At 64.7% G+C, this 23,953-nt stretch carries 18 protein-coding genes; 10 read left to right on the forward strand and 8 right to left on the reverse strand.

The features are described 5' to 3' along the window. Positions 1-3: 3 nt before the first annotated feature. Positions 4-642 (reverse strand): P-loop NTPase family protein, encoded by a 639-nt coding sequence (locus D0Z70_RS11230; protein ID WP_119746352.1) that lies wholly within the window; start codon positions 640-642, stop codon positions 4-6. Then, complete coding sequence (locus tag D0Z70_RS11235; protein WP_182913932.1) at positions 639-1,928, reverse strand: heavy-metal-associated domain-containing protein; 1,290 nt, start codon at positions 1,926-1,928, stop codon at positions 639-641. The genes D0Z70_RS11230 and D0Z70_RS11235 overlap by 4 nt, the downstream gene beginning before the upstream one ends. Positions 1,929-2,035: 107 nt before the next feature. On the opposite strand from D0Z70_RS11235, the gene purM reads away from it, so the two are divergent. The 5 genes from purM to nadB all read left to right on the forward strand — a co-directional run bounded on the left by purM (position 2,036) and on the right by nadB (position 7,280). Next, positions 2,036-3,130: a phosphoribosylformylglycinamidine cyclo-ligase gene (gene purM / locus D0Z70_RS11240; RefSeq protein ID WP_119746357.1), complete on the forward strand. Its 1,095-nt coding sequence runs from the start codon at positions 2,036-2,038 to the stop codon at positions 3,128-3,130. Positions 3,131-3,217: 87 nt separating this feature from the next. Next, positions 3,218-4,168 (forward strand): phosphoribosylglycinamide formyltransferase, encoded by a 951-nt coding sequence (purN, locus tag D0Z70_RS11245; protein WP_119746359.1) that lies wholly within the window; start codon positions 3,218-3,220, stop codon positions 4,166-4,168. 125 nt (positions 4,169-4,293) lie between these two features. Further along, positions 4,294-5,223, forward strand: a complete 930-nt coding sequence (locus D0Z70_RS11250; protein WP_119746361.1) for an ABC transporter ATP-binding protein — start codon at positions 4,294-4,296, stop codon at positions 5,221-5,223. 131 nt (positions 5,224-5,354) lie between these two features. Continuing rightward, positions 5,355-5,672, forward strand: coding sequence for an endonuclease domain-containing protein (locus D0Z70_RS11255; protein ID WP_239018879.1), 318 nt, complete (start codon positions 5,355-5,357; stop codon positions 5,670-5,672). 3 nt (positions 5,673-5,675) lie between these two features. Next, positions 5,676-7,280 (forward strand): L-aspartate oxidase, encoded by a 1,605-nt coding sequence (nadB, locus tag D0Z70_RS11260; RefSeq protein WP_119746363.1) that lies wholly within the window; start codon positions 5,676-5,678, stop codon positions 7,278-7,280. A 116-nt stretch (positions 7,281-7,396) separates the two neighbouring features. On the opposite strand, the gene D0Z70_RS11265 is transcribed toward nadB, so the two are convergent. Next, positions 7,397-8,242 carry an alpha/beta fold hydrolase gene (locus D0Z70_RS11265; protein WP_119746365.1) on the reverse strand — a complete coding sequence of 282 codons (846 nt, stop codon included), beginning with the start codon at positions 8,240-8,242 and terminating at the stop codon, positions 7,397-7,399. A gap of 169 nt (positions 8,243-8,411) precedes the next feature. Here D0Z70_RS11265 and D0Z70_RS11270 point away from each other — a divergent pair, with 169 nt between their 5' ends. Further along, on the forward strand, positions 8,412-9,545 hold the full coding sequence (locus D0Z70_RS11270) for a serine hydrolase (RefSeq protein ID WP_119746367.1): 1,134 nt from the start codon (positions 8,412-8,414) through the stop codon (positions 9,543-9,545). Positions 9,546-9,555: 10 nt separating this feature from the next. Here the strand turns inward: D0Z70_RS11270 and D0Z70_RS11275 are convergent, their stop codons facing one another. After that, complete coding sequence (locus D0Z70_RS11275; RefSeq protein WP_119746369.1) at positions 9,556-10,374, reverse strand: transporter; 819 nt, start codon at positions 10,372-10,374, stop codon at positions 9,556-9,558. 198 nt (positions 10,375-10,572) lie between these two features. On the opposite strand from D0Z70_RS11275, the gene polA reads away from it, so the two are divergent. Beyond that, a complete protein-coding gene (polA, locus tag D0Z70_RS11280) occupies positions 10,573-13,353 on the forward strand; it encodes a DNA polymerase I (RefSeq protein WP_119746464.1) in 2,781 nt (926 codons plus the stop codon). Between the two features lie 305 nt (positions 13,354-13,658). On the opposite strand, the gene D0Z70_RS11285 is transcribed toward polA, so the two are convergent. Together D0Z70_RS11285 and D0Z70_RS11290 are read right to left on the reverse strand one after the other, a co-directional pair. Further along, positions 13,659-13,952 (reverse strand): TFIIB-type zinc ribbon-containing protein, encoded by a 294-nt coding sequence (locus D0Z70_RS11285; RefSeq protein WP_119746371.1) that lies wholly within the window; start codon positions 13,950-13,952, stop codon positions 13,659-13,661. A 4-nt stretch (positions 13,953-13,956) separates the two neighbouring features. After that, positions 13,957-14,667, reverse strand: a complete 711-nt coding sequence (locus D0Z70_RS11290; protein ID WP_239018880.1) for a Bax inhibitor-1/YccA family protein — start codon at positions 14,665-14,667, stop codon at positions 13,957-13,959. Positions 14,668-14,958: 291 nt separating this feature from the next. Between D0Z70_RS11290 and D0Z70_RS11295 the strand changes: the two genes are divergently transcribed. Then, on the forward strand, positions 14,959-16,476 hold the full coding sequence (locus D0Z70_RS11295) for a cysteine--tRNA ligase (RefSeq protein ID WP_119746375.1): 1,518 nt from the start codon (positions 14,959-14,961) through the stop codon (positions 16,474-16,476). Positions 16,477-16,591: 115 nt separating this feature from the next. Then, entirely contained in the window at positions 16,592-19,483 is a 2,892-nt protein-coding gene (locus D0Z70_RS11300) for a CHAT domain-containing tetratricopeptide repeat protein (protein ID WP_119746466.1), read from the forward strand. A gap of 4 nt (positions 19,484-19,487) precedes the next feature. On the opposite strand, the gene D0Z70_RS11305 is transcribed toward D0Z70_RS11300, so the two are convergent. Together D0Z70_RS11305 and D0Z70_RS11310 are read right to left on the reverse strand one after the other, a co-directional pair. Then, on the reverse strand, positions 19,488-21,353 hold the full coding sequence (locus D0Z70_RS11305) for an ABC-F family ATP-binding cassette domain-containing protein (RefSeq protein ID WP_119746377.1): 1,866 nt from the start codon (positions 21,351-21,353) through the stop codon (positions 19,488-19,490). Between the two features lie 52 nt (positions 21,354-21,405). Continuing rightward, positions 21,406-23,319, reverse strand: a complete 1,914-nt coding sequence (locus tag D0Z70_RS11310) for a potassium transporter Kup (RefSeq protein WP_119746468.1) — start codon at positions 23,317-23,319, stop codon at positions 21,406-21,408. Between the two features lie 236 nt (positions 23,320-23,555). Here D0Z70_RS11310 and D0Z70_RS11315 point away from each other — a divergent pair, with 236 nt between their 5' ends. Continuing rightward, the gene (locus tag D0Z70_RS11315; protein ID WP_119746379.1) at positions 23,556-23,840 is read left to right on the forward strand and encodes a hypothetical protein; all 285 of its coding nucleotides are present in this window, start codon (positions 23,556-23,558) and stop codon (positions 23,838-23,840) included. Positions 23,841-23,953 lie beyond the last annotated feature (113 nt).

Here is a 23,953-nt window from a genome sequence, read left to right on the forward strand (position 1 = left end):
GGGTCACTCGCACGGATCGAGGGAAGGGTTGGATGCTGCTATAGGCAGAAAGCCAGCGCCTTGCAGGCAGTCTTTTGCCATTGCGACGGAAATCTTACGGCCAGATGACAGCGCCGCCCGATCGAGCAGCCGCGTCACCGCCGCAATTGCGCCATAGCTGCGCTCGATCCGGCGGAGAAGCCAGTCGGGCAGGTCGGCGGCATAGCGCGCGCCCGCCGCGCCCAGCTGCCGTTCGATCAGCGCGCGGGCCAGCTCCTCGTCCGGCTCTGCGATGGCAACATGCGGCACGGCGGCCAGCCGTGATCGCAGGTCAGGCAGCGCCACGGTCCAGCTGGCTGGCGGCGCATGGCCGATCATCAGCAGCGGGCGATGGCTGGTCTGCGCCTCGTTCCAGGCATGGAACAACGCATGTTCGTCGCCTCCCTGCGCATCGTCGATCACACTGCCGCCGCTCATCTGCGCGAAATGGCGTGCCAGCGTCGATCGGCCCGACAGCGGCGGTCCGGTCAACACACTCACCGACAGCGGCCAGTCGCGCCAGCGTTCCAGATGGGCGACGGCCTGGGCATTGGCGTCGCTGACCAGAAAATCCCCGCTACTGGCCGCGCCATGCCAGTCGAAAGGCAGGCTGATCTGGCTCATTGCTGCGATGGGGGCGTGGGCTGCGGCGCCTGCCTGCGCGTGATGCGCAGGGTCGTGCCCGACACAGCGACATTATAGCCGCGCGCCTGCAGGCCGTTGCGCAGCATATCGACCGTGCCGTCAAAACTGACTTGCATCACCGACGTGCCGCCCAGCGCCAGGCTGCTGGTCGATGCCGATCGCACGCCGGGGATCGCACGCACCGCCGATTCGCCAGCCCCGATGGACCCGACATCGGGCGTGTCGAACTGGATCGCAAAGCTCGTGCCGCCGCTGCTCACGGTCGGCAGATCGACCGTCTCTACCACCGCATCCGCCGCATTTTCGATCGCCAGCGCGTCGGGATCGACCGGCTCTTCGATGATCAGCGACGGGTCGGGCCGCAGGCGGCCGTCATTGAGCGCGCGAATATACAGCTCGTCAATTCGCCGCGCGCCTTCGTCCAGCATCTGCGCGATGCCGCTGGCGTTAGACGCGCGCAGCGTCACGCTGCCGATCAGACTGTTGTCCGGGCCGTAGCGCGCGGTGAAGGTGCCGGTCACCGGCCCGCCGGGATAGGCCCGGTCGAGCCGCGCGATTGGGATCACCACGTCGGCCGCACCATATTGGTCGAGCAGCACCCGCCACCACAGCCGGCCGCGCCGCCCGGTCTGTCCGGCGTTCAGCAATATGGGGTCAGCCACCGATCCCGCGACGCGCACATAGTCGATCGCGCTGTCGCCGGTGCGATAGCGCGCCCAGGCCTTCTGCCATTCATTGGTGCGTTCATAGGACACCGCAGAGCCGCCATCCCACAGCACCGGGATCACCAGCAAGGGCGGCGACCGCATGACATTGCCCGACACGCCCAGCAACTGCCCGGTGCGCGCCCGGTCGAACAGGATGCCGAGCGTCGCGACATAACGGGTCGCGCCGGACTGTTCATATTCAATCTCGATGCCCGACACCATCGCCTCGATCTGCGAATCGGACAGGGCAGGCGCACCGCCGCCGCCATGAGTGCGCGTCCACAGCATCCGCCACGCCTGCCGCTGCGCCATCCGCCACCCGGCATAGCGGGCGCTGTCGGCATCCTTGGCCACGACATCGACCTTGACCCCGCGCACCTCGAAATCCCCGCCACTGGCGATCGGCGGCACGCCCCGCTCTCCCTCCATCTGCGCAAACAGCGCCGCGGCAACCAGGCCGATCGCGATGGCGAGAAGGATCTGGACCGGGCGCGACACGGCGCGCAGGATGGCGCCGGACTGGAACGGCAGGCGATTCAGGGTCTGGCTCAGGCTCACGAGCGCCTTTTGGCGAGATTTGCCCCATCTGCCAAGCGCCAACCCCAAGTTTGTCGTTCGGGGCTTGCCCTTCCGTTTTGCGCACCTTTGCTCTAGGGCGCTCCCCCATGAGTGAGAACGAATCCTACAGCTACGCCAAGGCTGGCGTCGATATCGCCGCCGGCAACGCCCTTGTGCGCGTCATCGCGCCGCTCGCCAAGGCGACCCGTCGCCCCGGCGCCGACGCCGAACTGGGCGGCTTTGGCGGTTTTTTCGACTTGAAGGCCGCTGGCTATGACGATCCGTTGCTGGTCGCGGCTAATGACGGCGTCGGAACAAAGCTGAAGCTGGCCATCGACCATAACCGCCATGACGGCGTGGGTATCGACCTGGTCGCCATGTGCGCCAACGACCTGATCGTGCAGGGGGCCGAACCGCTCTTCTTCCTCGACTATTATGCCACCGGCAAGCTGGAGAGCGGTGTCGCCGAGCGGGTGATCGCCGGGATCGCCGAGGGTTGCCGCATCGCCGGTTGCGCGCTGATCGGCGGAGAAACCGCTGAAATGCCCGGCATGTATGGGCCGGGCGACTATGATCTGGCGGGCTTCTGTGTCGGCGCGGTCGAACGGCACAAGGCGCTGACCGGCAATCGCGTCAAGGTCGGCGACGTGCTGCTGGGCCTCGCTTCCTCAGGCGTTCACTCCAACGGTTTCTCGCTGGTCCGCCGCCTCGCCGCGGACAAGGGCTGGAAGCTCGACCGTCCCGCCATTTTCGATCAGGACATGCTGCTGATCGACGCGCTGATGGCGCCCACCAAAATCTATGTGAAAAGCCTGTTGCCGCTGGTGCGCGCGGGCATGATCAATGCGCTGGCTCACATCACCGGCGGCGGCCTGCTGGAAAACATCCCCCGCGTCCTGCCCGACGGCTGCCATGCGATGGTCGATGCCGACGCGTGGGATCAGCCGCGCCTGATGGCCTTCCTCCAGGCGCAGGGTCATATCGAACCGGGCGAAATGGCGCGCACCTTCAACTGCGGCATCGGCATGGTGCTTAGCGTCGATGAAGGCCATGTCGCGGGCGTCACCACCGCGCTGGAAGCGGCGGGCGAAACCGTCCACCGCATCGGCGAAGTGCAGGCTGGCGAGAAGGGCTGTACCGTGCGCGGCTCCACCGAGACATGGAGCGCCAAGGCCGACTGGCGCGCCACGCATCTGGGGTAAAATCACCACCCTCCGTTCGTTTCGAGCGAAGTCGAGAAACGGTCGCGCCAGGGTTCTCGACTTCGCTCGAACCGAACGGATGTTGTTATGCAAAAGGCAAAAGTCGGCGTCCTGATCTCCGGTCGCGGCTCCAACATGGCGGCCCTGCTCTACGCGGCGAAGGCCGAAAGCTGCCCCTATGAGATCGTGCTGGTCGCCGCCAACGATCCCGATGCTCCCGGCCTGACGCTGGCCGCCGCCGAGGGTATCGCCACCTTCGGTCAGAGCCACAAAGGCCTCAAACGTGCCGCATTCGACCAGATCATTGACGCGCAGCTGCGCGCAGCGGGCGCACAATATGTTGCGCTGGCAGGCTATATGCGCCTCCTCTCCCCCGAATTTGTGAGCGGATGGGAAGGCCGCATGCTCAACATCCACCCCAGCCTGCTGCCCAAATATAAGGGGTTGGACACCCACCAGCGCGCCATCGACGCAGGCGACAGCCATGCCGGCTGCTCGGTCCATATCGTCACCGCGCAGCTGGACGACGGCCCGGTGCTGGGCCAGACCCCGGTGGCAATCCTGCCCGGCGACACGGCCGACAGCCTCGCCGCCCGCATCCTGATCGCCGAGCATCAGCTCTACTCCCGCACCCTCGCCGATTTCGTCACCCGCGAACGCCATCCCGACTGGCTGCTCAACAAGGTCCGCGAAAGCGCACTGGCGCTGCCGCAAGCGGACGAGATCGTCTCGCACGGCATGCCCTGCTTCGGCATCGTCAAGGGCAAGAAATTCGCCTATTTCACCCGCGACCATCATGGCGACGGTATCATCGCCCTGCTGGTCAAAACCACCGCCCCCGAAGAACAGGCCAGCCTGATCGAAGCCGACCCGGACCGCTATTACCGCCCCGCCTATTTCGGCAACGACTGGGTCGGCATCCGCCTGGACCTGGGCGACACCGACTGGGATCATGTCGCACAACGCCTGCGCGACAGTTGGCGGCAGGTCGCCCCGCGCAAGCTGCTGGGCCTGATGGATATTGCCGACGAATTTTAGCGCTGGTGGGCGAATAGTCTGTTTTCTTGTTCACCTACGACTTGCTGGAGAGGAATGATGTTTGCTTCTGACGAGAGGCCGATCCCCCTTTCCTTCCCAGTCCATGATCCCCATAGAGTTGAGCCATGACAGACACGCCTGCTCCCGCAATCGAGATCAGCAACCTCACCAAAGTCTATAAGGGCGGCAAGCGCGCGCTCGACGGCATCAACCTGTCGATTCCGCGCGGCCAGATTTATGGGCTGCTCGGTCCCAATGGCGCGGGCAAATCAACCACGATCAATATCCTGGCGGGCATGGTCAACAAGACGTCGGGAACCGCCCGCATCTGGGGCTTCGACATTGACGCCAATCCGCGCAACGCGAAAAACTCGATCGGCATCGTGCCGCAGGAAATCGTGTTCGATCCCTTTTTCACGCCTTTCGAGACGCTGGAGAATCAGGCCGGCTATTATGGCGTGCCAAAGCACAAGCGCCGGTCGATGGAATTGCTGCGCGCCGTCCATCTGGAGGACAAGGCGCACGCCTATGCCCGCACGCTGTCGGGCGGCATGAAGCGCCGCCTGCTGGTGGCCAAGGCGATGGTCCACTCACCCCCGATCCTGGTGCTGGACGAGCCGACCGCGGGCGTCGATGTGCAATTGCGCCAGCAGCTCTGGGCCTATGTCCGCGAATTGAACGCTCTGGGTGTCACCATCGTGCTCACGACGCACTATCTCGAAGAAGCCGAGGAATTGTGCGACCGCATCGGCATCATCAACCATGGCCGCCTGATCGCCGACAAGCCGACTCGCGAACTGGTCGACATGGCGCTGGAAAAGGTGGTGCAGGTGACAGTGGACCGCGACATCGTCACTGCACCTGACGCACCCTGTTTCGAGAAAGTCGAACAATCGGGCGACCGCACGCTGACCATCACCTATCTCAAGGACCGCGCCAATGCAGGCCAGGTGCTCAGCGCCGTGCAGGCCAGCGGCCTCGCCATCGTGGACGTGATCACGCGCGACCCGGATCTGGAGGATGTTTTCCTCAATCTGACGGCGGCGACCGAGTGAGAGACGAAGTCCATCTTGTTCCCCCTCCCGCAAGCGGGAGGGGGCTAGGGGGTGGGCCAGCGCGACCTTTCAAAATCCGGAATACAGCCCGCGCCAAACAGCTACGCAATGGCGCATCTTTCCCGGAACGTATGCTTTGGGATCATCTGCGCAACCGCCAGTTAGCAGGCTATAAATTCAGTCGCCAGATTCCGATCGGCCCTTACTTCGCCGATTTCCTGTGCCGCGAAGCCAGGTTGGTCATTGAACTGGATGGCGACACGCATGGCGAAACTGCTGACTATGATAGTCGGCGAGACGAATATTGCCGCAGTTTGGGTTTCGAAATCTTGCGCTTTTCCAATGCAGATGTGATGGGGAACCTAGAAGGCGTGTTGTCGCACATTGGCGCAACCCTCACGCGATTACCCACCCCTAACCCCTCCCGCCTGCGGGAGGGGGACGAGTAGCTTATGCCCACCACCACCCACGACGTCATCATCATCGGTTCGGGCGCAGCGGGGCTGACGGCCGCCATCAACCTCGCGCAGGATCGCAAGGTGCTGGTGCTGGCCAAGGGCGCGCTGGATGGCGGGTCCACCAACTGGGCGCAGGGCGGCATTGCCGCCGTACTCGATGCCGGTGACAGTTTCGAGGCGCATGTAGAGGATACGATGGTTGCGGGCGCTGGCCTGAACGATCGCGCCACGGTCGAGTTCGTCGTGTCCGAAGCCCCCGCCGCGATCGAACGTCTCGCCAAGCTGGGCGTCCCGTTCAACGCGGGCGAGGATTTTGGCGACCGCTGGCACCTGACGCGGGAGGGCGGGCATAGCCATCGCCGCATCGTCCATGTCGATGACGCCACCGGCCATGCGGTGCAGATCGCGCTGCTGAAAGCTGCCAGGGCAAACCCCAACATCACCCTGGTTGAGGATCTGATCGCCATCGACCTCATCACCAGCCGCCATGGCGAGCGCTATTCGGGCGATGGCCATGTCTGGGGCGTCTATGCTCTCAACAAAAAGACCGGGCATGTCGACGCCCTGCTCGGCAAGGCGACGATCCTGTGCACCGGCGGCGCGGGTCGCACCTATCTCTTCTCCACCGCCCCGCGCGGCGCGACCGGGGATGGCATCGCCATGGCCTGGCGCGCGGGTTGCCGCGTGTCGAACATGGAAATGAACCAGTTCCACCCGACCTGCCTTTACAATCTGGAGGTCAAGAATTTCCTGATCACCGAAGCAGTGCGCGGCGAGGGCGGACATCTGAAACTCCCCCCCGGCGTGCCGGGCGGCGGCGAACGCTTCATGCCCCGTTTCGACCCGCGTGAGGAACTGGCCCCGCGTGACGTGGTGGCCCGCGCCATCGACCATGAAATCAAGCGGCTGGGCCTCGATTATGTTCATCTCGACATCAGCCACAAGCCACCGGAGTTCGTGAAGCATCACTTCCCGACCATCTATGCGCGGCTGCTGGACCTCGACATCGACATCACCAAGGAGCCGATCCCGGTCGTCCCCGCGCAGCATTATACCTGCGGCGGGGTGGTGATCGACCTTGATGGCCGCACTGACCTGCCCGGCCTTTATGCGGCGGGCGAAGTCACCGAGAGCGGGCTGCACGGCGCGAACCGTCTGGCATCCAACTCGCTGCTCGAATGTTTCGTGTTTGGAGAAGCCGCCGCCAGCCACATCCGCGCCCATTGGGACGAATTGCCCGCCCCGCCGCCGATCCGGCCATGGGACGAAAGCCGCGTCACCAACAGCGACGAAGAAGTCATTGTTCAGCATAACTGGAAGGAAATCCGCCGCTTCATGTGGGATTATGTCGGCATCGTCCGCACCACCAAGCGGCTGGAGCGCGCCCAGCATCGCGTCGCCCTGCTGGCGCAGGAGGTTGATGACTATTACGGCAATTTCCGCGTTACGCCCGACCTCATTGAACTGCGCAACCTGCTGGAAGTCGCCCGGCTGATCGTCCGCTCGGCCCTCCATCGCAAGGAAAGCCGGGGGTTGCACTATACGCTCGACTATCCCGAAACGCTGGAGGCTGCGGTGGATACCGTGCTGGCGCCATAAAAAAACGGCGCGGTCGCCGGGTCGGCGCCGCGCCTGAAGGTGGAGGAGGGAGGCGCTGAAAGCGCGTCCGGTGTCTCCGCTCTAGCCTGGCCCGCCGCGACCCGCTTTGACGCGCATCAAATATCGTTCAGAAAGGTGCCAAGCGCCGCATGAAAGCGCGTGGGCTGGTCGGCCATGACCATATGGCCGCTGGGACCAATCGCCCGCAACACCGCGTCCTTCTTGGGCGCATAGGCAGCGCGGAACCGACTGGCGATGATGGCGGCCTGCTCCCGATCCGCCCCGACCGCATAGACCACCTCCAGCGGGACGTTCAGCCGCGCCAATTGCGGGCCCAGGTCGATATTGGCCAGATCGCGCAAGGCGCTGGCGATCACATCGGGATCGCTGCCCTTCGCACCGGGCGCCTGCCCGACCATCTGCGCCAGATAGCGCCGCCCCGCCACTGTCCCGGTCAGATAGCCGCCCAGCTGATCGGCCAGAAAGCCAAGGCCACTGGCGGTGCCGCCGACCATCGCCGCCCCGGCCGGCAGCATATCGACCACCATCACCCGGCCCGCCAAACCCTTCAGCCCCAGCAGCATCGCCAGCGTGCCGCCCATCGAATGGCCAACGATCGCCGGGCGCTTCAGGCCCGACGTTGTGATATAGCGGGCGATCTCGTCAGCCAGCGGCTGGACCAGCGGACCGCTGATATTGCCCTCCGCCGCCAATCCGGCAAAGCCGCGCACCTGCACCAGATGAAAGCGATAGCCCGGCATCGCGCCCAGCACGCCGTTCCAGATGCCCGGACCACTGGCAAGGCCGGGGATCAGCAGCACATCGCGCCCCGAACCCCGCACCGTCACGGCGATCCGGCGCGAGACAAAGGGCGCGGCCTGCGCCGTCCCGCTCCACATCAATCCGCCCGCTGCCAGCACCCCGCCCAGCAGCGCGCGCCTGTCCATGCCTTGATCCATCATGCCGCTCTCTTGCCGCTCCGTCGCTTAACCGCAACTGAGCGGACGTTGCTCTATCCGGTTCCCCGTTCAGCCTCCTTACATCGCATTTGTGGAATCATTCGTCGCATCAGCCTTGCCCGCTTATCGGGTGGCTGCCCCTAAATGGCGCTTGCAGAGTGCGGGGAATGGAATGAGATCGAATGATAGCCGGGGCAGTTCTGTGCGCCTGGTCCTGTTGATGGCGGCGCTGTCCGCCTGTGTGAGCGCCCCCGAACCACGCCCGGCGCAGGCCGCCGCTGCCGCGCCGCAGCGGGTGCAGCCCACCACCAACACATGGCCGATCCGTGAGGTCGCCAATCCGCCGCTGCCCTATCGTGACATTGACCAGACCGAAACGCCCTCCCCCGCGCTCGTCAGCGTCGTGCGCAATCTGGGCCAGAATTTCCGGGGCAAGGTTGGCATTGCGGTGCGGCGGGTCGGCGCGGACTGGACGGTGGCCTGGAACGGCAACGCCCTGTTCCCGCAGCAAAGCGTGTCGAAACTGTGGGTGGCGATGACGTTTCTGGACGCGGTCGACCGGGGCAAGCTGCGGCTGACCGACACGACCACCATCACCCGCAACGACCTGACCCTGTTCCACCAGCCGACCGCCGCGATGGTCGGCACCAGCGGCTGGACCACCAGTTACTCCGACCTGATGCGCCGGGCGATGACCCAGAGCGACAATACCGCCAACGACACGCTGCTGCGCGCGGTCGGCGGGCCGGACGCGGTGCGCGGCTTTCTTGCGCGGCGGATGATCCGCGACATTCGCTTCGGGCCGGGCGAACGGCTGCTACAATCGGCGACGGCGGGTCTCGACTGGCGGCAGGATTATGCGATCGGGCGCAATTTCTACGCCGCCCGCGCCAAAGTGCCGATGGCGGCGCGGGTGAAGGCGCTGGACAATTATCTCGCCAGCCCGCCCGACGGCGCGGCCCCCGCCTCGATCGTCCAGGCGCTAGCCAAGTTGAAGCAGGGCGAGATGCTGTCATCCGCCTCATCGCGCCTGTTGCTGTCGATCATGTCGGAAGCCAAGACCGGACCCCAGCGGATCAAGGGCGGGGTGCCGCCGGGCTGGTCCTATCTGCACAAGACCGGTACGGGACAGGATTTGCCGCCACGCTCCACCGGCTTCAACGACATCGGCATCATGACCGCGCCCGATGGCACCAGCTATGCGGTAGCGGTGATGATCGGCAGCACTACGGTCGGCATCCCCGAACGCTGGGCGCTGATGCAGGCGGTGGCCAAGGCGGTCGCGGCGAACCACGAGCCGCGCTGATTGAACCGGGTCAGAAGCGCCGCACGATGCCGAAATAGAGCTGACTATCCGGGCTGTCGCGATTCAACCCGACATTCAGGCCGATATCGAGTTGCATGTCCGCCGACGGTTGCCAGGCGATCGACAGTCCACCCAGCGCCTGCGTGGCATGGCCTGCCGGATCATCGTGCCGCGTGACCGACGCCTCGATCGAACCGGACAGGCTGTCGCCGAACGACACACCAAGCCCCACGACGCTGCCATAAGCGACATGGCGACCCTTGCCGTCGCCATCCACCGCCGCGTCGATCTGCGGCGTCAGGCCCAGCGACAGGCCGCCGCCCAGGTCGAAACCAATCGGCAGCAACAATCCAGCGCCCCAGTCGCCACCGCCAATGGCCGATCCGCCGACCGGTGCCGTTACATAAGGCATCAGCGCGATCGACAGGCCCGATCCGTCCGGGTTACGCAGATTCTGGCGAAAGGCGATCAATATGTCGCCGACGCCGTCGGCCTTGTCCGTCACGCCCGTCACCCGATCAAGGCTGCGAACATGGCCATAAGCGGTCCAGCCCAGCTGCACCTCCAGCCTATCGGTCAGTCCCAGCCGCACTAAAGCGTCACCGGTCACCACCGTATCCGTCCGGCTGCCGGCATCCTGCTCGCGGGTCCAGTCGCCAAGGCCGACTTCCAGCACAAGACGCCCCTTGTCCACGGTGCAGGCGGGCGTTCCCAGACCGGGCCGATCGGCGCACAGGTCACGCACCTCCTGCGCCATAGCGGCGCGCGGACTCATGGTCCCGGCCAGTCCCAGCGCCACCATCAACGCCAGCCATTTTCCATGTCGCATGATCAGCCCCCCCCGTCGGCGCAAAGCTATGCATCCTTTCCCTTGAAACAACACGGAAATAATTGGCATGTCCTATAGGATGGCGCGCAGGCGATGCGAACGCTGGAGAGACGCGCCAATACCGGCAATTTTTGTGGTCGCATCGCTGAAGCAGAAAACCGGTTCCCACTTTTCTGCGCGATGCTCTATCCCCTCCCCATGACCCAGAATCACCTCTATCTCGTCGATGGCAGCGGCTATATTTTCCGCGCCTATCACCAGCTCCCACCGCTCACCAACCAGCATGGCCAGCCGGTCGGCGCTGTCTATGGCTATACGACGATGCTCTGGAAGCTGGCCGAGGAGTTGGGCAAGGCAGAAGGCCCGACCCATATGGCGGTGATCCTGGACAAGGGATCGCACACATTCCGCAACGACATGTACGACCAGTATAAGGCGAACCGCCCGCCCGCGCCCGAAGATCTGGTCCCGCAATTTCCGATGATCCGCGACGCGACCCGCGCCTTCTCCCTCCCCTGTATCGAGGAAGCTGGGTATGAGGCGGACGACCTGATCGCCAGCTACACCAAAGCCGCCGTGGCAGCGGGATGGCATGTCACCATCGTCAGCTCGGACAAGGATCTGATGCAGCTGATCCAGCCCGGCGTCGACATGTATGACACGATGAAGAATGAACGGCGCGGGGCGGAGTATGTCGTCGGCAAATTTGGGGTGGAGCCGCAACTGCTGGGCGACGTGCTGGCACTGATGGGCGACAGCGTGGATAATGTGCCCGGCGTGCCGGGCATCGGTCCCAAGACGGCGGCCAAGCTGATCGTCGAATATGGCGGGCTGGAGGCGGCGCTGGAGGCGGCGCCTGCGATGAAGAAGTCCAAGATGCAGGAAAATCTGATCGCCCATGCCGACATGGCGCGACTGTCGCGGAAGCTGGTGGCGCTGCACGATACTATGGATCTGCCTGAACCGCTGGAGGATCTGGCGCTCAAGGGCATTCCCAAGGAACCGTTGCAGGACTTCCTGACGCATCATGGTTTCAAGACTTTGCTCAACCGGCTGGGCGCACCTGCCGCTGCGGTGGCGGTGGCTGCCGCCGCGTCGGGCGTGCCGGAACCCGTCGCCACCCCGGTCGCGCCACAGGAACCGCCGATCGACCGCAGTCTTTACGAAACAGTGGTGAGCGAAGAAGCGCTCGACCGCTGGATCGCGCTGGCGACGGCGGAGGGGATTGTCGCGGTCGACACTGAAACCGACATGCTCGATTGCGTGTCATGCCAGTTGGTGGGCGTCAGCCTCGCCACCGGTCCGAACAAGGCCTGCTACATTCCGGTCGGCCATGGCGGGCGCGACATGTTTGCCGAAAAGCCGGCGCAATTGCCGCTAACGATGGTGCTGGCGAAGCTCAAACCCCTGCTGGAGGATGATGCGGTCCTGAAGGTCGGGCAGAATCTGAAATATGACATGACCGTGCTGCGCCGCCACGACATCGCCATCACCCCGTTTGACGACACGATCGTCATGAGCTTCGATCTGGACGCCGGACAGAGCCTGTCGGGCCATGGCATGGACGAAGCGGCGCGCACGCATCTTGGCCATGACTGCATCAGCTTCAAGGAGGTGGTCGGCACCGGCAAGAACCAGTTGAGCTTTGCCGAAGTGCCGCTCGACAAGGCGACCGCCTATGCCGCCGAGGATGCGGACGTCACGCTGCGTCTGTGGAAATTGTTCAAGACACGGGTGGCCAATGAAGGCGCAAACCGCGTCTATGAACTGGTCGATCGCCCGCTGGTGCCAGTGATCGCGCGGATGGAGCATCGCGGGATCAAGGTGGACCGCGAGCATCTGGCGCGGCTGTCGGGCGAATTTACGGCCGGCATCGCCGCGCTGGAGACGGAGATTCACGAGCTGGCCGGGCAACCCTTCGCAATCGGATCGACCCAGCAACTGGGCGCGATCCTGTTCGACAAGATGGGCTATAAGGGCGGCAAGAAGGGCAAGTCAGGCGCCTATTCCACCGACGTCACTATCCTGGAGCAACTGGCGGCGCAAGGCGCGCCGATTGCCAGCAAAATACTGGAATGGCGGCAGCTTTCCAAGCTGAAGTCCACTTACACCGACGCGCTCCAGGCGCAGATCAACAAGGATACGGGCCGCGTCCACACCAGTTACTCGCTGACCGGGGCGCAGACGGGGCGGCTCTCCTCGACCGATCCCAACCTGCAAAATATCCCGATCCGTACCGAAGTCGGGCGGCAGATCCGCCACGCCTTTGTCGCGGAACCCGGCAATGTCATCTTGGCGGCGGACTATAGCCAGATCGAACTGCGGCTGGCCGCGCATATGGCCGATGTGCCTGCGCTCAGGGAGGCTTTCGCGGCGGGCGAGGATATTCACGCCGCGACCGCCAAGCAACTGTTTGGCGAGGTCAACCGCGACACGCGCGGCCGGGCCAAGACGATCAACTTCGCAATCCTCTACGGCATCTCCCGCTGGGGGCTGGCCGGGCGGCTGGAGATCAGCGCGGACGAGGCGCAGGAGATGATCGCCAAATATTATGAACGCTTCCCCGGCATCAGCATCTATATCAACGAGACGATCGAGAAGGCGCGCGAACGCGGCTATACCGAGACGTTGTTCGGGCGAAAGACCTGGTTCCCGCGTATCCGCGCATCGATCCAGCACGAACGGCAGGGCGCCGAACGCGCCGCGATCAACGCGCCGATCCAGGGGACCAGCGCCGACATCATCAAGCGGGCGATGACGCGCATGGAACCGGCGCTGGAGGCGGCAGGGCTGCCAAGCGTCAGGATGCTGTTGCAGGTGCATGACGAACTCGTGTTCGAGCTGCCGGAGGGCGACGTGGACGCGGCCAGCACAGTGATCCGCAGCGTGATGGAAAGCGCCGCCGAGCCGATCGTCAAGCTGAGCGTGCCGTTGGGCGTGGAGATTGGCACGGGGCCGAGTTGGGGCGCGGCGCATTGAGCTTTTCGAGATCAAGCAAGCCGCTTGGACCCAAAAAAATAGCGGCGCTACTTACGCTCTTTGCCTGTTTCGCAATAGCCCTACCGTATGTAGGCTGGCCCGGCGCTATAATAGCAATGTTCTCTTATTTCATAGCGGCAGTAGTAATCGCGCGCCGGTGAAGCGTGTCAAAATTTCCGTCTTTCCCACGAAAGCGGGAACCCATCTCTCGACACGCGCCTGACGTGAGTTGGATCCCCGCATTCGCGGGGATGACGGGTATGGGTGGTATGAAAAAGGCCGGCCCCGCAGGACCGGCCTTTCCATCAATCGAACAGTTCTTCCAGAAAGCTCTTCTTGCGCTTCTTCGGGTAGCCCCGCCCGTCGTCGCGATAGTCGCGGTCCGGGCGGTAGCTTTGCTGGGCGAAGGGCGCTGGCCGGGCGGGCGCAACCGTGTCGCCCGCTGCCCGCTCGATGATCTTGTCCAGTTCGCCCCGGTCCAGCCAAACGCCCCGGCATTGCGGGCAATAGTCGATTTCTACCCCCTGCCGGTCCGTCATCGCCAATCCGACATGACAGACCGGGCAGAGCATGGCCGATACGGCCGCTTGATCCCGCATCCGCTTACTCCCGCTCGCCGGTCAGGCTGAGCAGCATCTGGAACAGGTTGACGAAGTTCAGGTACAGCGACAGCGCGCCCATCACCTGCATCTTCGCCGCCATTTCATGGCCCGCATAGGCGAAATAGTCCGACTTGATCCGCTGCGTGTCCCAGGCGGTGAGGCCCGTGAAGATCACCACGCCCAGGATCGAGATGACCATCGCCATCGCCGACGATCCGATGAAGATGTTGATCAGGCTGGCGACGATGATGCCAATCAGGCCCATGATCAGGAAGCTGCCCATCTTCGTCAGGTCACGCTGCGTGGTATAGCCCCACAGCGCCATGCCGAGGAACATGACCGCGGCCGAGAAAAAGGCCTGCGCGATGCTGCCGCCGGTGAACACCAGGAAAATGCTGGCCAGCGACATGCCCATCACGGCGGAGAAGGCCCAGAAGGCCATGCGCGCGCCCGCGGTCGTCATCTTTTCGATGCGGAAGCTGAAGAAGAACACGAAGGCCAAAGGCGCGAAGATCGCCACCCATTTGAGCGGCGTGCCGAAGATGGCGGCGGCCAGCACCGGCGTATTGCCGATGAACGCCGCGACCAGCCCGGTGATCACCAGACCCAGGCCCATATTGCGGAAAACGCCCAGCATGTGCGCGCGCAGCCCGGCGTCGGTCTGCGCCGTGCGGCTCGCACCATAGCCCGGCAAAGGAACGCGATTATTCACTTGGGGTCACTCCATCCATCAAATTGTGGTTCGAGTGGCCCGGTGCGGTCTCCTGCGGCATTTAGGGGGAATTGCCGCAAAACCTGCACCGGGCGCACCCGATGCGGTCCGACATGGCGGCTGGACAAGGGGGGGAGTCCAGCGCGTCAGAGGGGCCCGGCCCGCATCGATCATATTGGGGGAGGAACGCACAGGTGCAAGGGGCGGACCCCGACGCAACATTTTATTACAAATGGGTGGGCGCACAGGGAGGATTGACCCCCGCGCCGCTTCGCGCCATCGCTTTGCGCCATGTCCGATGACCAGCATATCACAGCGCCGCTGCGCCTGTTCAACAGCCTGACCCGCACGATCGAACCGTTCACGCCGATCGAGGATAATCATGCGCGCGTCTATAGCTGCGGGCCGACCGTTTATAATTACGCGCATCTGGGCAATTTGCGCGCCTATGTCTTTACCGACACGCTGCGGCGGACCTTGCTGTGGAAAGGGCTGTCGGTCACCCATATCATCAACATCACCGATGTCGGCCATCTGACCAGCGACGCGGACGCTGGCGATGACAAGATGGAGGCGGCGGCGCGGGCCAGCGCCAGGAGCATCTGGGACATTGCCGCCCATTACACGCAGGCGTTCAAGCAGAATATCGCCGACCTCAACATCATTGCGCCGAGCGAGTGGACGGTCGCCACCGACTATGTGCCGCAGATGATCGCATTTGCTGAGAAAATCGCTCCCGATCATTGTTACGAACTGGACAGTGGGCTCTATTTCGACAGCGCGACCGTGCCCGATTATGGCGCGCTGGCCGGTGGGCGGGACGATGCTGCGCACGCCCGGATCGATCCGGTCGCGGGCAAGCGCAACCCGTCCGACTTCGCCATCTGGCGCAAGTCGCCGCCCGGCGAACAGCGGCAGATGGAATGGGACAGCCCTTGGGGGCCCGGCGCGCCGGGTTGGCATCTGGAATGTTCGGTGATGAGCCAGGCGGTGCTGGGTCACCCGTTCGATATCCATACCGGCGGCATCGACCATCGCGAAATCCATCATCCCAATGAGATTGCGCAAAATCAGGCCTTCCATGCCTGCTGCGGCCCGGATGTCGGCACGGCAGAAGCGGGCTTCACTGGCGCGCGCTGGTGGATGCACAATAATTTTCTGGTCGATCGCAGCGGCAAGATGAGCAAGTCGAAGGGCGGTTTCACCACCCTCTTTTCGCTGATCGACGCGGGGGTGCATCCGCTGGCCTATCGCCTGCTGTGCCTGGGCGCCCATTATCGCAGCGAACTGGAATTCAGCGCGGAAGGCGTCGGCGCGGCCCTGACCCGGTTGAAGCGGCTGGTCATGGGGGTCGAGGGTTTGAAGGCCCGCGCCGAAGGGGTGACGTGGCAATCGCCCCGGCTCGACTATCTGCGCGCCAATATGCACCCCAAGCTGGCACCGCTGCTGGAACAGTTTGACGCAGCGATCAGCGATGACCTGATGACGCCGCGCGCGCTGCCGCTGCTGGAAGAGGCGATCGCGCTCAAGAAAGTGCCGGTCGACGAGAAACTCTGCCTGATCGCGGCCTTCGACGCGGCCCTGGGCCTTAACCTCATGACCCTCACCCGCGCCGACCTGCGCCTCCAGCCCAAGGATGCGCTGATCACGCCGGACGAGATTGACGCGGAGCTGGAACGCCGTGCCGCAGCACGCGCCGACAAGGATTTCGCCCTGTCGGACGAGATACGCGACACCCTGATCGCGCGCGGGGTTGATGTGATGGATGGCGATCCGCTGCGCTGGGACTGGCGCCTGACCCTGGCGTGACATCCCGGCGCAAACGCTTGGAACTTGACGCCAAAGCGTTCGCGCCCGCAAAGAATGCCGTAGGGGCAGAGTCGGGGGACGGGCGATGGGGCTTTGGGCAGGCAGGATAGCCATGATGCTGGCGCTGGCGGCGGTGCCGTCGCTGCCGGTTGCCGCCCAGACGGTCGCGGGCTTCAGTGCCGCCGATCCGCGCCACGCCCATTTGCGCGCGCTCGACCAAAAAGCGACAACCCTGTTCGAAAATGACGATTTCGCCCTGTCGATGTCGCAAAAGACCCGTGACGCCTGGGCCGCGCTGCGCGATGCGGGGATCAAGGTCAAGGTCGCGGGCCATCCGCACCCGATGGCAGGCGTCGGCCTGATCAAGCTGGGGTCGATGGACCAGATTGAGGGGAAGAATCCGTCAGCCCTGGCCAATGTCGACAAGGGGCTGGCGCTGATCGCCCCGTTCCGCGACGCCTATCCTATCCCCTGGCTGGAGGGCATGTCGGTCAAGGGCTATGTCCAGTCGATGATCGGCGATGTCGCCGCCGGGGCGGAGACGCTGGCGCAGGCGAGCGCCTATGCCGACGGCTATTTCGCCCGCGTCGGTCCAAAGGCGCTCAGCGAAGCGGACTATATGCTCAAGTCCAACATCGCCTTTTCGCACGCGCAGGCGCTCTCGCGGCTGGGGCGCAATGGCGAGGCGGTCGATGCCCAGCGCGCCAGTCTGGAGGCGCGGACCACCAGCCTTGGTCCCAACCATCCCGACACGGTTGCTGCTACCTACACCTATGCGCAGATGCTCTATCGCGCGACGCGGCTGGTGGAGGCGGAAAAATATGCGCGGCTGGCGGTCAACACCGCGACGGACCATGTCGATCGCAAGCATCCCAGCTATCATCGGTCGCTGGAAATGCTGGGGCTGCTGCTGGCGCGGACTGGGCGGCGGGTCGAAAGCCTCGACTATATGGAGCGCGCCATCGCCATCAAGCGCGAGACGATGGGGACCAAGAGCCTCTTCTACCATTTCGGCCTCTATAATATGGCCGGCGTGCTGCTGCCGATGGAACGCTATAGCGACGCCGAGCCCCTGTTTCTGGAGGCGGAACGCGGCTTTCGGGCCGTGGAGGGCGAGAATAGCCCGCAAAGCGCCCGCGCGCTGGCCTTCGCGGCACTCGTTAGCGCGGCTTCGGGACGACCGGACGAGGTGATCGAACGCGCACGCACGGCCATGGCTCGCGTCCGCACGCCGACAGCCAGCGATCGCGATATGGGCCAGCGCGTCTATCCGCTGCTCGTTCCGGCGTTGATCGCCACCGGGCAGGATGACGCTGCGCGGATAGCCGCCACCGATTATCTGCGCGAAACCCGGCAGATCGACAATGCGCCTGCCTTCGCACTGGCCAATGCTGCGATGCTGGCGGCCTGGGCGCAAGGGGGCGATGCCGTCGCGGCGGCGCGCCAAATGGCCGGACTGCTGCGCGAAAGCCAGTCGCTCGACGATGATGGCGACTTGAATGAAGATCAGCGCGCCGCGCTCGACACAATCCTGAAGATCGCGGTGCAGGCGCATGACCCGGCGCTGGCGCTGGACGCGATGGCGGTCCTGGCGGGGTCGCGCATTGCCCAGGCCAACCGGCTGGTCGCGGAACGTCTCGTTGCCGATCCCGCCCTCGCCGCGCGGGTCCGCACCTTGCAGGATAGACTGAAGGCGCTGGCCAGCGCGGACAGCGCGCTGCTCAAGGCGCTGGCGACCGACAAGGATGTCGAGGCCGCGCGCGTGGCTCGCGCTACGGTGGAGACCATCGCCGAGGCCGAACGCGCCGCCATCGCCCGCGACTATCCCCGCTGGGTCGAGGCACGGGGCGGCGTGCGGCCCGACCTTGCGACCCTACGCGCGGGATTGGCGCAGGACGAAGCGCTGCTGGCGGTGATGCCGGCCTTTGACGGGGTCTATCTGCTGGCGGTCAATGCCGATGGCGCGACCGTCGAACGCACGGCGCTGGGGCGCGCCGCCATGGTCGCGCTGGTCGACCGGCTGCGCGGTGCGATGACCCCCAACGGGTTCGACCGGACGGCGGCGCATGATATTTATACCCAGATTTTTACCCCCGCCATTCTCGCCAGGCTGGGCAAGGCAAAGGCGTTGCGGATCGTACCCACCGGTGCTTTCGCCTCGCTGCCCTTCGCGATGCTGCCACAGCGGCCCGTCGTGACGGTGGGCCAGGACACGCCCTGGCTGATCCGCCGCTTCGCGATCGAGGTACAGCCCGGCTTTGCCACAAGCACCGCGGCACCGCAGCGGATCGCGATGCGCAACCAGAGCTTTCTGGGCGTCGGCGCGCCCGACGCCTTTGCCGCCACGACCAAGCCCGCCACGCCGGTCCTGCTCGCCGCCAATCATTATTTTCGCGGCGGCAACGCGGACGCGACTGCGCTGGCCGAATTGCCGCCGCTGCCCGGATCTTTGGCCGAACTGCGCGCCGTGGCGGATCGTTTCGGCACCGACCGCGCCACCCTGCTGGTTGGCGCGCAAGCGAGCGAGGCGGCACTACGCGGGCAGGATCTGGCCCCCTATTCCGTCATTCTGTTCGCGACCCACGGGTTGGTCAGCGGCCAGATGGAGGGGGTGACCGAGCCCGCGCTGGTCCTGTCCCCGCCCGCCCCCGGCACCGGCGACGATGGGCTGCTGACCGCTTCGGAGGTCGCGGCGATGCGAATCGGCGCGGACTGGGTGATCCTGTCCGCCTGCAACACGGCGGCGGGCGACAGCGCGCAGGCACCGGCCTATTCGGGACTGGCGCAGGCGTTCCGCTATGCCGGGGCAGGATCGCTGCTGGTGTCGCACTGGCCGGTGCGCGACGATGCCAGCGCCTTCGTCACGCTGGAGACGGTGAAAGCCACCAATGGAGGAACGCCGCGCGCGGTCGCCCTGCAAAGGGCGATGCTGAAACTGATGCGGTCGAAGCGGCCCGACGCGGCCCAACCCTATATTTGGGCGCCGTTCATTCTGGTCGGGCGCTGACGGCTCAGCCCGCCTCCAGCGCCGCGCCCGCTTCCATCCACACTTCTTCGGCCGCTTCCAGCTTCTTTTCCACCGCGGCGCGCTTCACCATCAACTCGCTGGTGGTCATCTTCGCCTCAGCCCCGGTGGCAGACTTGGGATCGAATAGCACGGCGTCGATCCGCTTGCGCTCGGCGATCAGCGTCGCCATTTCCTTTTCGGCGCGCGAGACGGCGTTTTTGAGCGCCTTCTGCTTTTCGCGCCATTCCGCCGCCGCCTTCTTGTCGGCCTTGCGATCCACCTTGGGCGCGTCGCTGCTGCTGTTGCCGTCGGCCTTGCGCAGGACGATGTCGGTATAATCCTCCAGACTGCCATCGAACGGCTGGGCGGTGCCGCCATCGACCAGCACCAGCCGGTCAGCGACCAGTTCGATCATGTGCCGGTCATGGCTGACGATCACCACCGCGCCATTATAATCGTTGAGCGCCTGCACCAGCGCCTCGCGACTGTCGACGTCCAGATGGTTGGTCGGTTCGTCAAGGATCAGCAGATGCGGCGCATCGCGGGTGATAAGCGCCAGCGCCAGCCGCGCCCTTTCGCCACCCGACATGGAGCCGACCTTCTGGATCGCCCGCTCACCCGAAAAGCCGAACCGCCCCAGTTGCGCCCGCACCGCACCGGGGGTCGCGCCCTTCATGACGCGGGTCATATGTTCCAGCGGCGTGTCGGTGACGTCCAGTTCCTCCACCTGATATTGGGTGAAATAGCCGACCTGCATCTTGGACGAGCTTTGCATCTGCCCCTCCATCGGGGCGAGTTGCGCCGCGATCAGGCGGGCCAGCGTCGTCTTGCCATTGCCGTTGCGGCCCAGCAGCGCCAGCCGGTCGTCCGGGTCGATGCGCAGATTGACCCGGCGCAGGATCGGCGTGTCGCCATAGCCGACCGCCGCCATGTCCATGGTGATGAGCGGCGGGCGCAATTCGGGCGGGCTGGGAAAGCTGAACGCGAGCGTGGGGTCCTCGATCGCCGCGGCAATCGGCTGCATCCGCGCCAGCGCCTTGGCGCGCGACTGCGCCTGTTTCGCGGTCGAGGCGCGGGCGGAGTTGCGCGCGACATAATCCTGCAACTTCTCGCGCTCGGCCTGCTGCTTGACCCGTGCCGATTCAAGCTGGGCCAGGCGCTCGGCCCGCTGCCGTTCGAACGCATCATAGCCGCCGGGATAGAGGGTGACCTTGCCGCCCTCCAGATGGAGGATGTAATCGACGACATTGTTGAGCAGGTCGCGCTCATGGCTGATGACGACCACCGTGCCACGATAGGCTTTGAGGAAATTTTCCAGCCACATCGTCGCTTCAAGGTCGAGATGGTTCGAGGGTTCGTCGAGCAGCAGCAGGTCGGGGTTGGAGAAGAGCAGGGAGGCAAGCGCCACGCGCATTTTCCAGCCGCCCGAATAGCTGTCGAGCGGGCGGCCCTGCATCTCCTCGTCAAAACCCAGGCCCACCAGGATGCGCGCTGCGCGGGCGGGCGCGGTATAGGCGTCGATGCTGGTCAGCCGCTCATAGATATGGCCCAGGCGATCGGGATCTTCGGTATGCTCCGCCTCCGCCATCAGCGCGGCGCGTTCCTTGTCCGCTTCCAGCACCGTTTCGAACGGGGTCGCCGTGCCGCTGGGGGCTTCCTGCGCGATATAGCCCAGCCGCGTGTCGCGTGGCATGTCGCAACTGCCATCGTCAGGATCGAGCTGGCCGATCATGACCTTCATCAGCGTGGACTTGCCCGCGCCGTTGCGACCGATCAGGCCGACCCGGCTGCGCGGGGGAAGTGCCGCGCTGGCGCGGTCAAGGATGATGCGGCCACCAAGGCGCACGGTGATACCGTTAAGATTGAGCATGGGCGGGCTTTAGCAGGAAGCCGCGCGCAGGGAAGGGGGTTGCGCCCCTATCTCAAATCTCCACCTGCGATCCCAGTTCGACGATGCGGTTGGTGGGCAGCTTGAAGAAATCCATCGGGCTTTCCGCGTTGCGGATCATCCAGGCGAACAGTTTTTCCCGCCAGATCGCCATGCCCGGCCGTTGCGACGCGATCAGCGTCTGGCGGCTGAGGAAATAGCTGCTGTCGGCCACCCGGATCGGCCCGCCACAGTCGCCGACCGCCTTGAGCGAAGCGGGAATATCCACCTCCTCCATGAAACCATGGCGCAGGATCAGGCGATAAAAGCCATCGCTATGATCCGCCACCTGAACCCGGCCATCGAGCGGCAGATGCGGCACGCCAAGCGTCCGCACGGTCAGGATGATGTTGCGTTCATGCAGGATACGGTTGTGCTTCACATTGTGGAGCAAGGCCGGCGGCACGCCTTCGGGCGTGGATGACAGGAAGATCGCGGTGCCCGGCACCCGCGGCAGCGAACTGCGCGTCGATCGGATGAACAGGTCCAGCTCCATCGCCCCGTCGCGCAGCCGTTCCCGCATGATCCGCCGCCCGGTGGCCCAGGTCGTAAGGATAACGAAAGCCACCGCCGCCACCAGCAGCGGGAACCAGCCGCCATCGGGGATCTTGGTCGCGTTGGAGGCGAAATAGAGGCCATCAATGACCAGGAACAGGCCAGTGACCCCGCCCGCCAGCAGCGGATGCCAGCGCCAGACGCTGAACGTCAGCACGCCCATCATGGCGGTGGTGATGACCATCGTGCCGGTCACCGCAATACCATAGGCAGCGGCCAGATCGGTCGAGCTGCCAAAGCCCAGCACCAGCAGGATGACCAGGATCAGCAGCACGCGGTTGACCAGCGGCAGGTAGATTTGCCCCGCAGCACTTGCGCTGGTGTGGAGAATGCGCAGGCGCGGCAGGAAGCCCAGCTGCACCGCCTGTTGTGTGACCGAAAATGCGCCGGAAATCACCGCCTGGCTGGCGATGATCGTCGCCAGCGTAGCGAGGATCACCAGCGGCAGTCGCGCCCAGTCCGGCGCCATCAGGAAGAAGGGGTTGGCTGCCGTCGCCGGATCATCCAGCATCAGCGCCCCCTGCCCCATATAGTTGAGCAGCAGGCAGGGCAGCGCGGCATAGAGCCAGGCCAGGCTGATCGCCTTGCGCCCGAAATGGCCCATATCGGCATAGAGCGCTTCGGCCCCGGTTACCGCCAGCACCACCGATCCCAGCGCCAGGAAGGCCAGCTTCGGATCGAGCGCGAAGAAATGCACGGCGTAAAGCGGATTGACGATCCCGATAATCTCCGGGTGCCGCCACAAATTGGTGATGCCCAGCACCGCCAGCACTACAAAATAGACGACCATCACCGGCCCGAACAGCGCGCCAACCTTCGCAGTGCCGTGGCGCTGGATCAGGAACAGGCCGATCAGGATCAGGATGGCGATGGGCAGTACCAGCGGCGTCAGGCTGGCCTGCACCACGGTCAGCCCCTCCACCGCCGACAGCACGGAAATGGCCGGGGTGATGATCGCGTCGCCATAGAAAAGCGCGGTCGCCAGCACCCCCAGCATCGCAATCGCCGGGGTGGCGCGAGTCTCGCCCATGCGCCGCCCGATCAGCGCGAGCAGCGCCATGCTGCCCCCCTCGCCATGATTGTCGGCGCGCATGACGATGAATACATATTTGACCGTGACGACCAGCATCATGGTCCAGAAGATCAGCGACAGGACGCCATAAATGTGCAGCGGATCGACGGCGAGCGGATGATGGCCGACAAAACTTTCCTTGAGCGCATAGAGCGGCGACGTGCCGATATCGCCGAACACCACGCCCAGCGCCCCCAGCGCCAGTGTCGGCAAGCCAGCCTGCGGTCCGCTATGCTCGGCCGATGCCGCCTCGGCCAATATCCCGTCCGCTTGCGATTGCATCGCCATATGCCCCTGTTCCACCCTTTACTGCCGACATGACATGGAAATGCATTCGATCTCCATGGCAGGAACGGCGCTTTGGCATAGTATCTGCGTATGATTTTGCGCCATAGCATGGCTGTGCGTACCAATTCCTACGCAATTTCAATGCGGCCTGCCCGTTCCCGCTCTCGTTTTGCTATGCGGTCATCGGTAAATGGGATGCCTCCTGTTCGACATTGCAGAGGCTGGTTTTCATGTCCCATTGGCATCCCCATCCCGCCGCGCGGATTGGCCTGCGCCTGCTTGGCCTTGGCCTGATCGCCAGCCTTGGCCCGCAGGGGCGGCTGCTGCACCAGTTGGTCGACCGGTCGGTGGGGGTCACATTGGCGCAGCTCGCGGTCGCCGCCACTGCCTTTCTCAGCGCTAGTCTGGGGATGACGTTGCTGCTGCTGGGACCCGATCTATGGAAACCGGTGCGCGTCGCCCCGCGCTGGACCCGTCGCGATGCACCGACGCGAGCGCCGGGAAAGCGCGTCTGAGGAGCGCCCGAACCGTTTTGGTTCAGGCGGGTCCCAGGCGCTGGCCATGATAAACCGACAGTGAGCTGGACATATGTGAAGGGAAAAATCGTCCCGGACAGCCTTTGGCGCGT

This window comes from Sphingobium terrigena (assembly GCF_003591655.1).
Lineage (GTDB): Bacteria > Pseudomonadota > Alphaproteobacteria > Sphingomonadales > Sphingomonadaceae > Sphingobium > Sphingobium terrigena.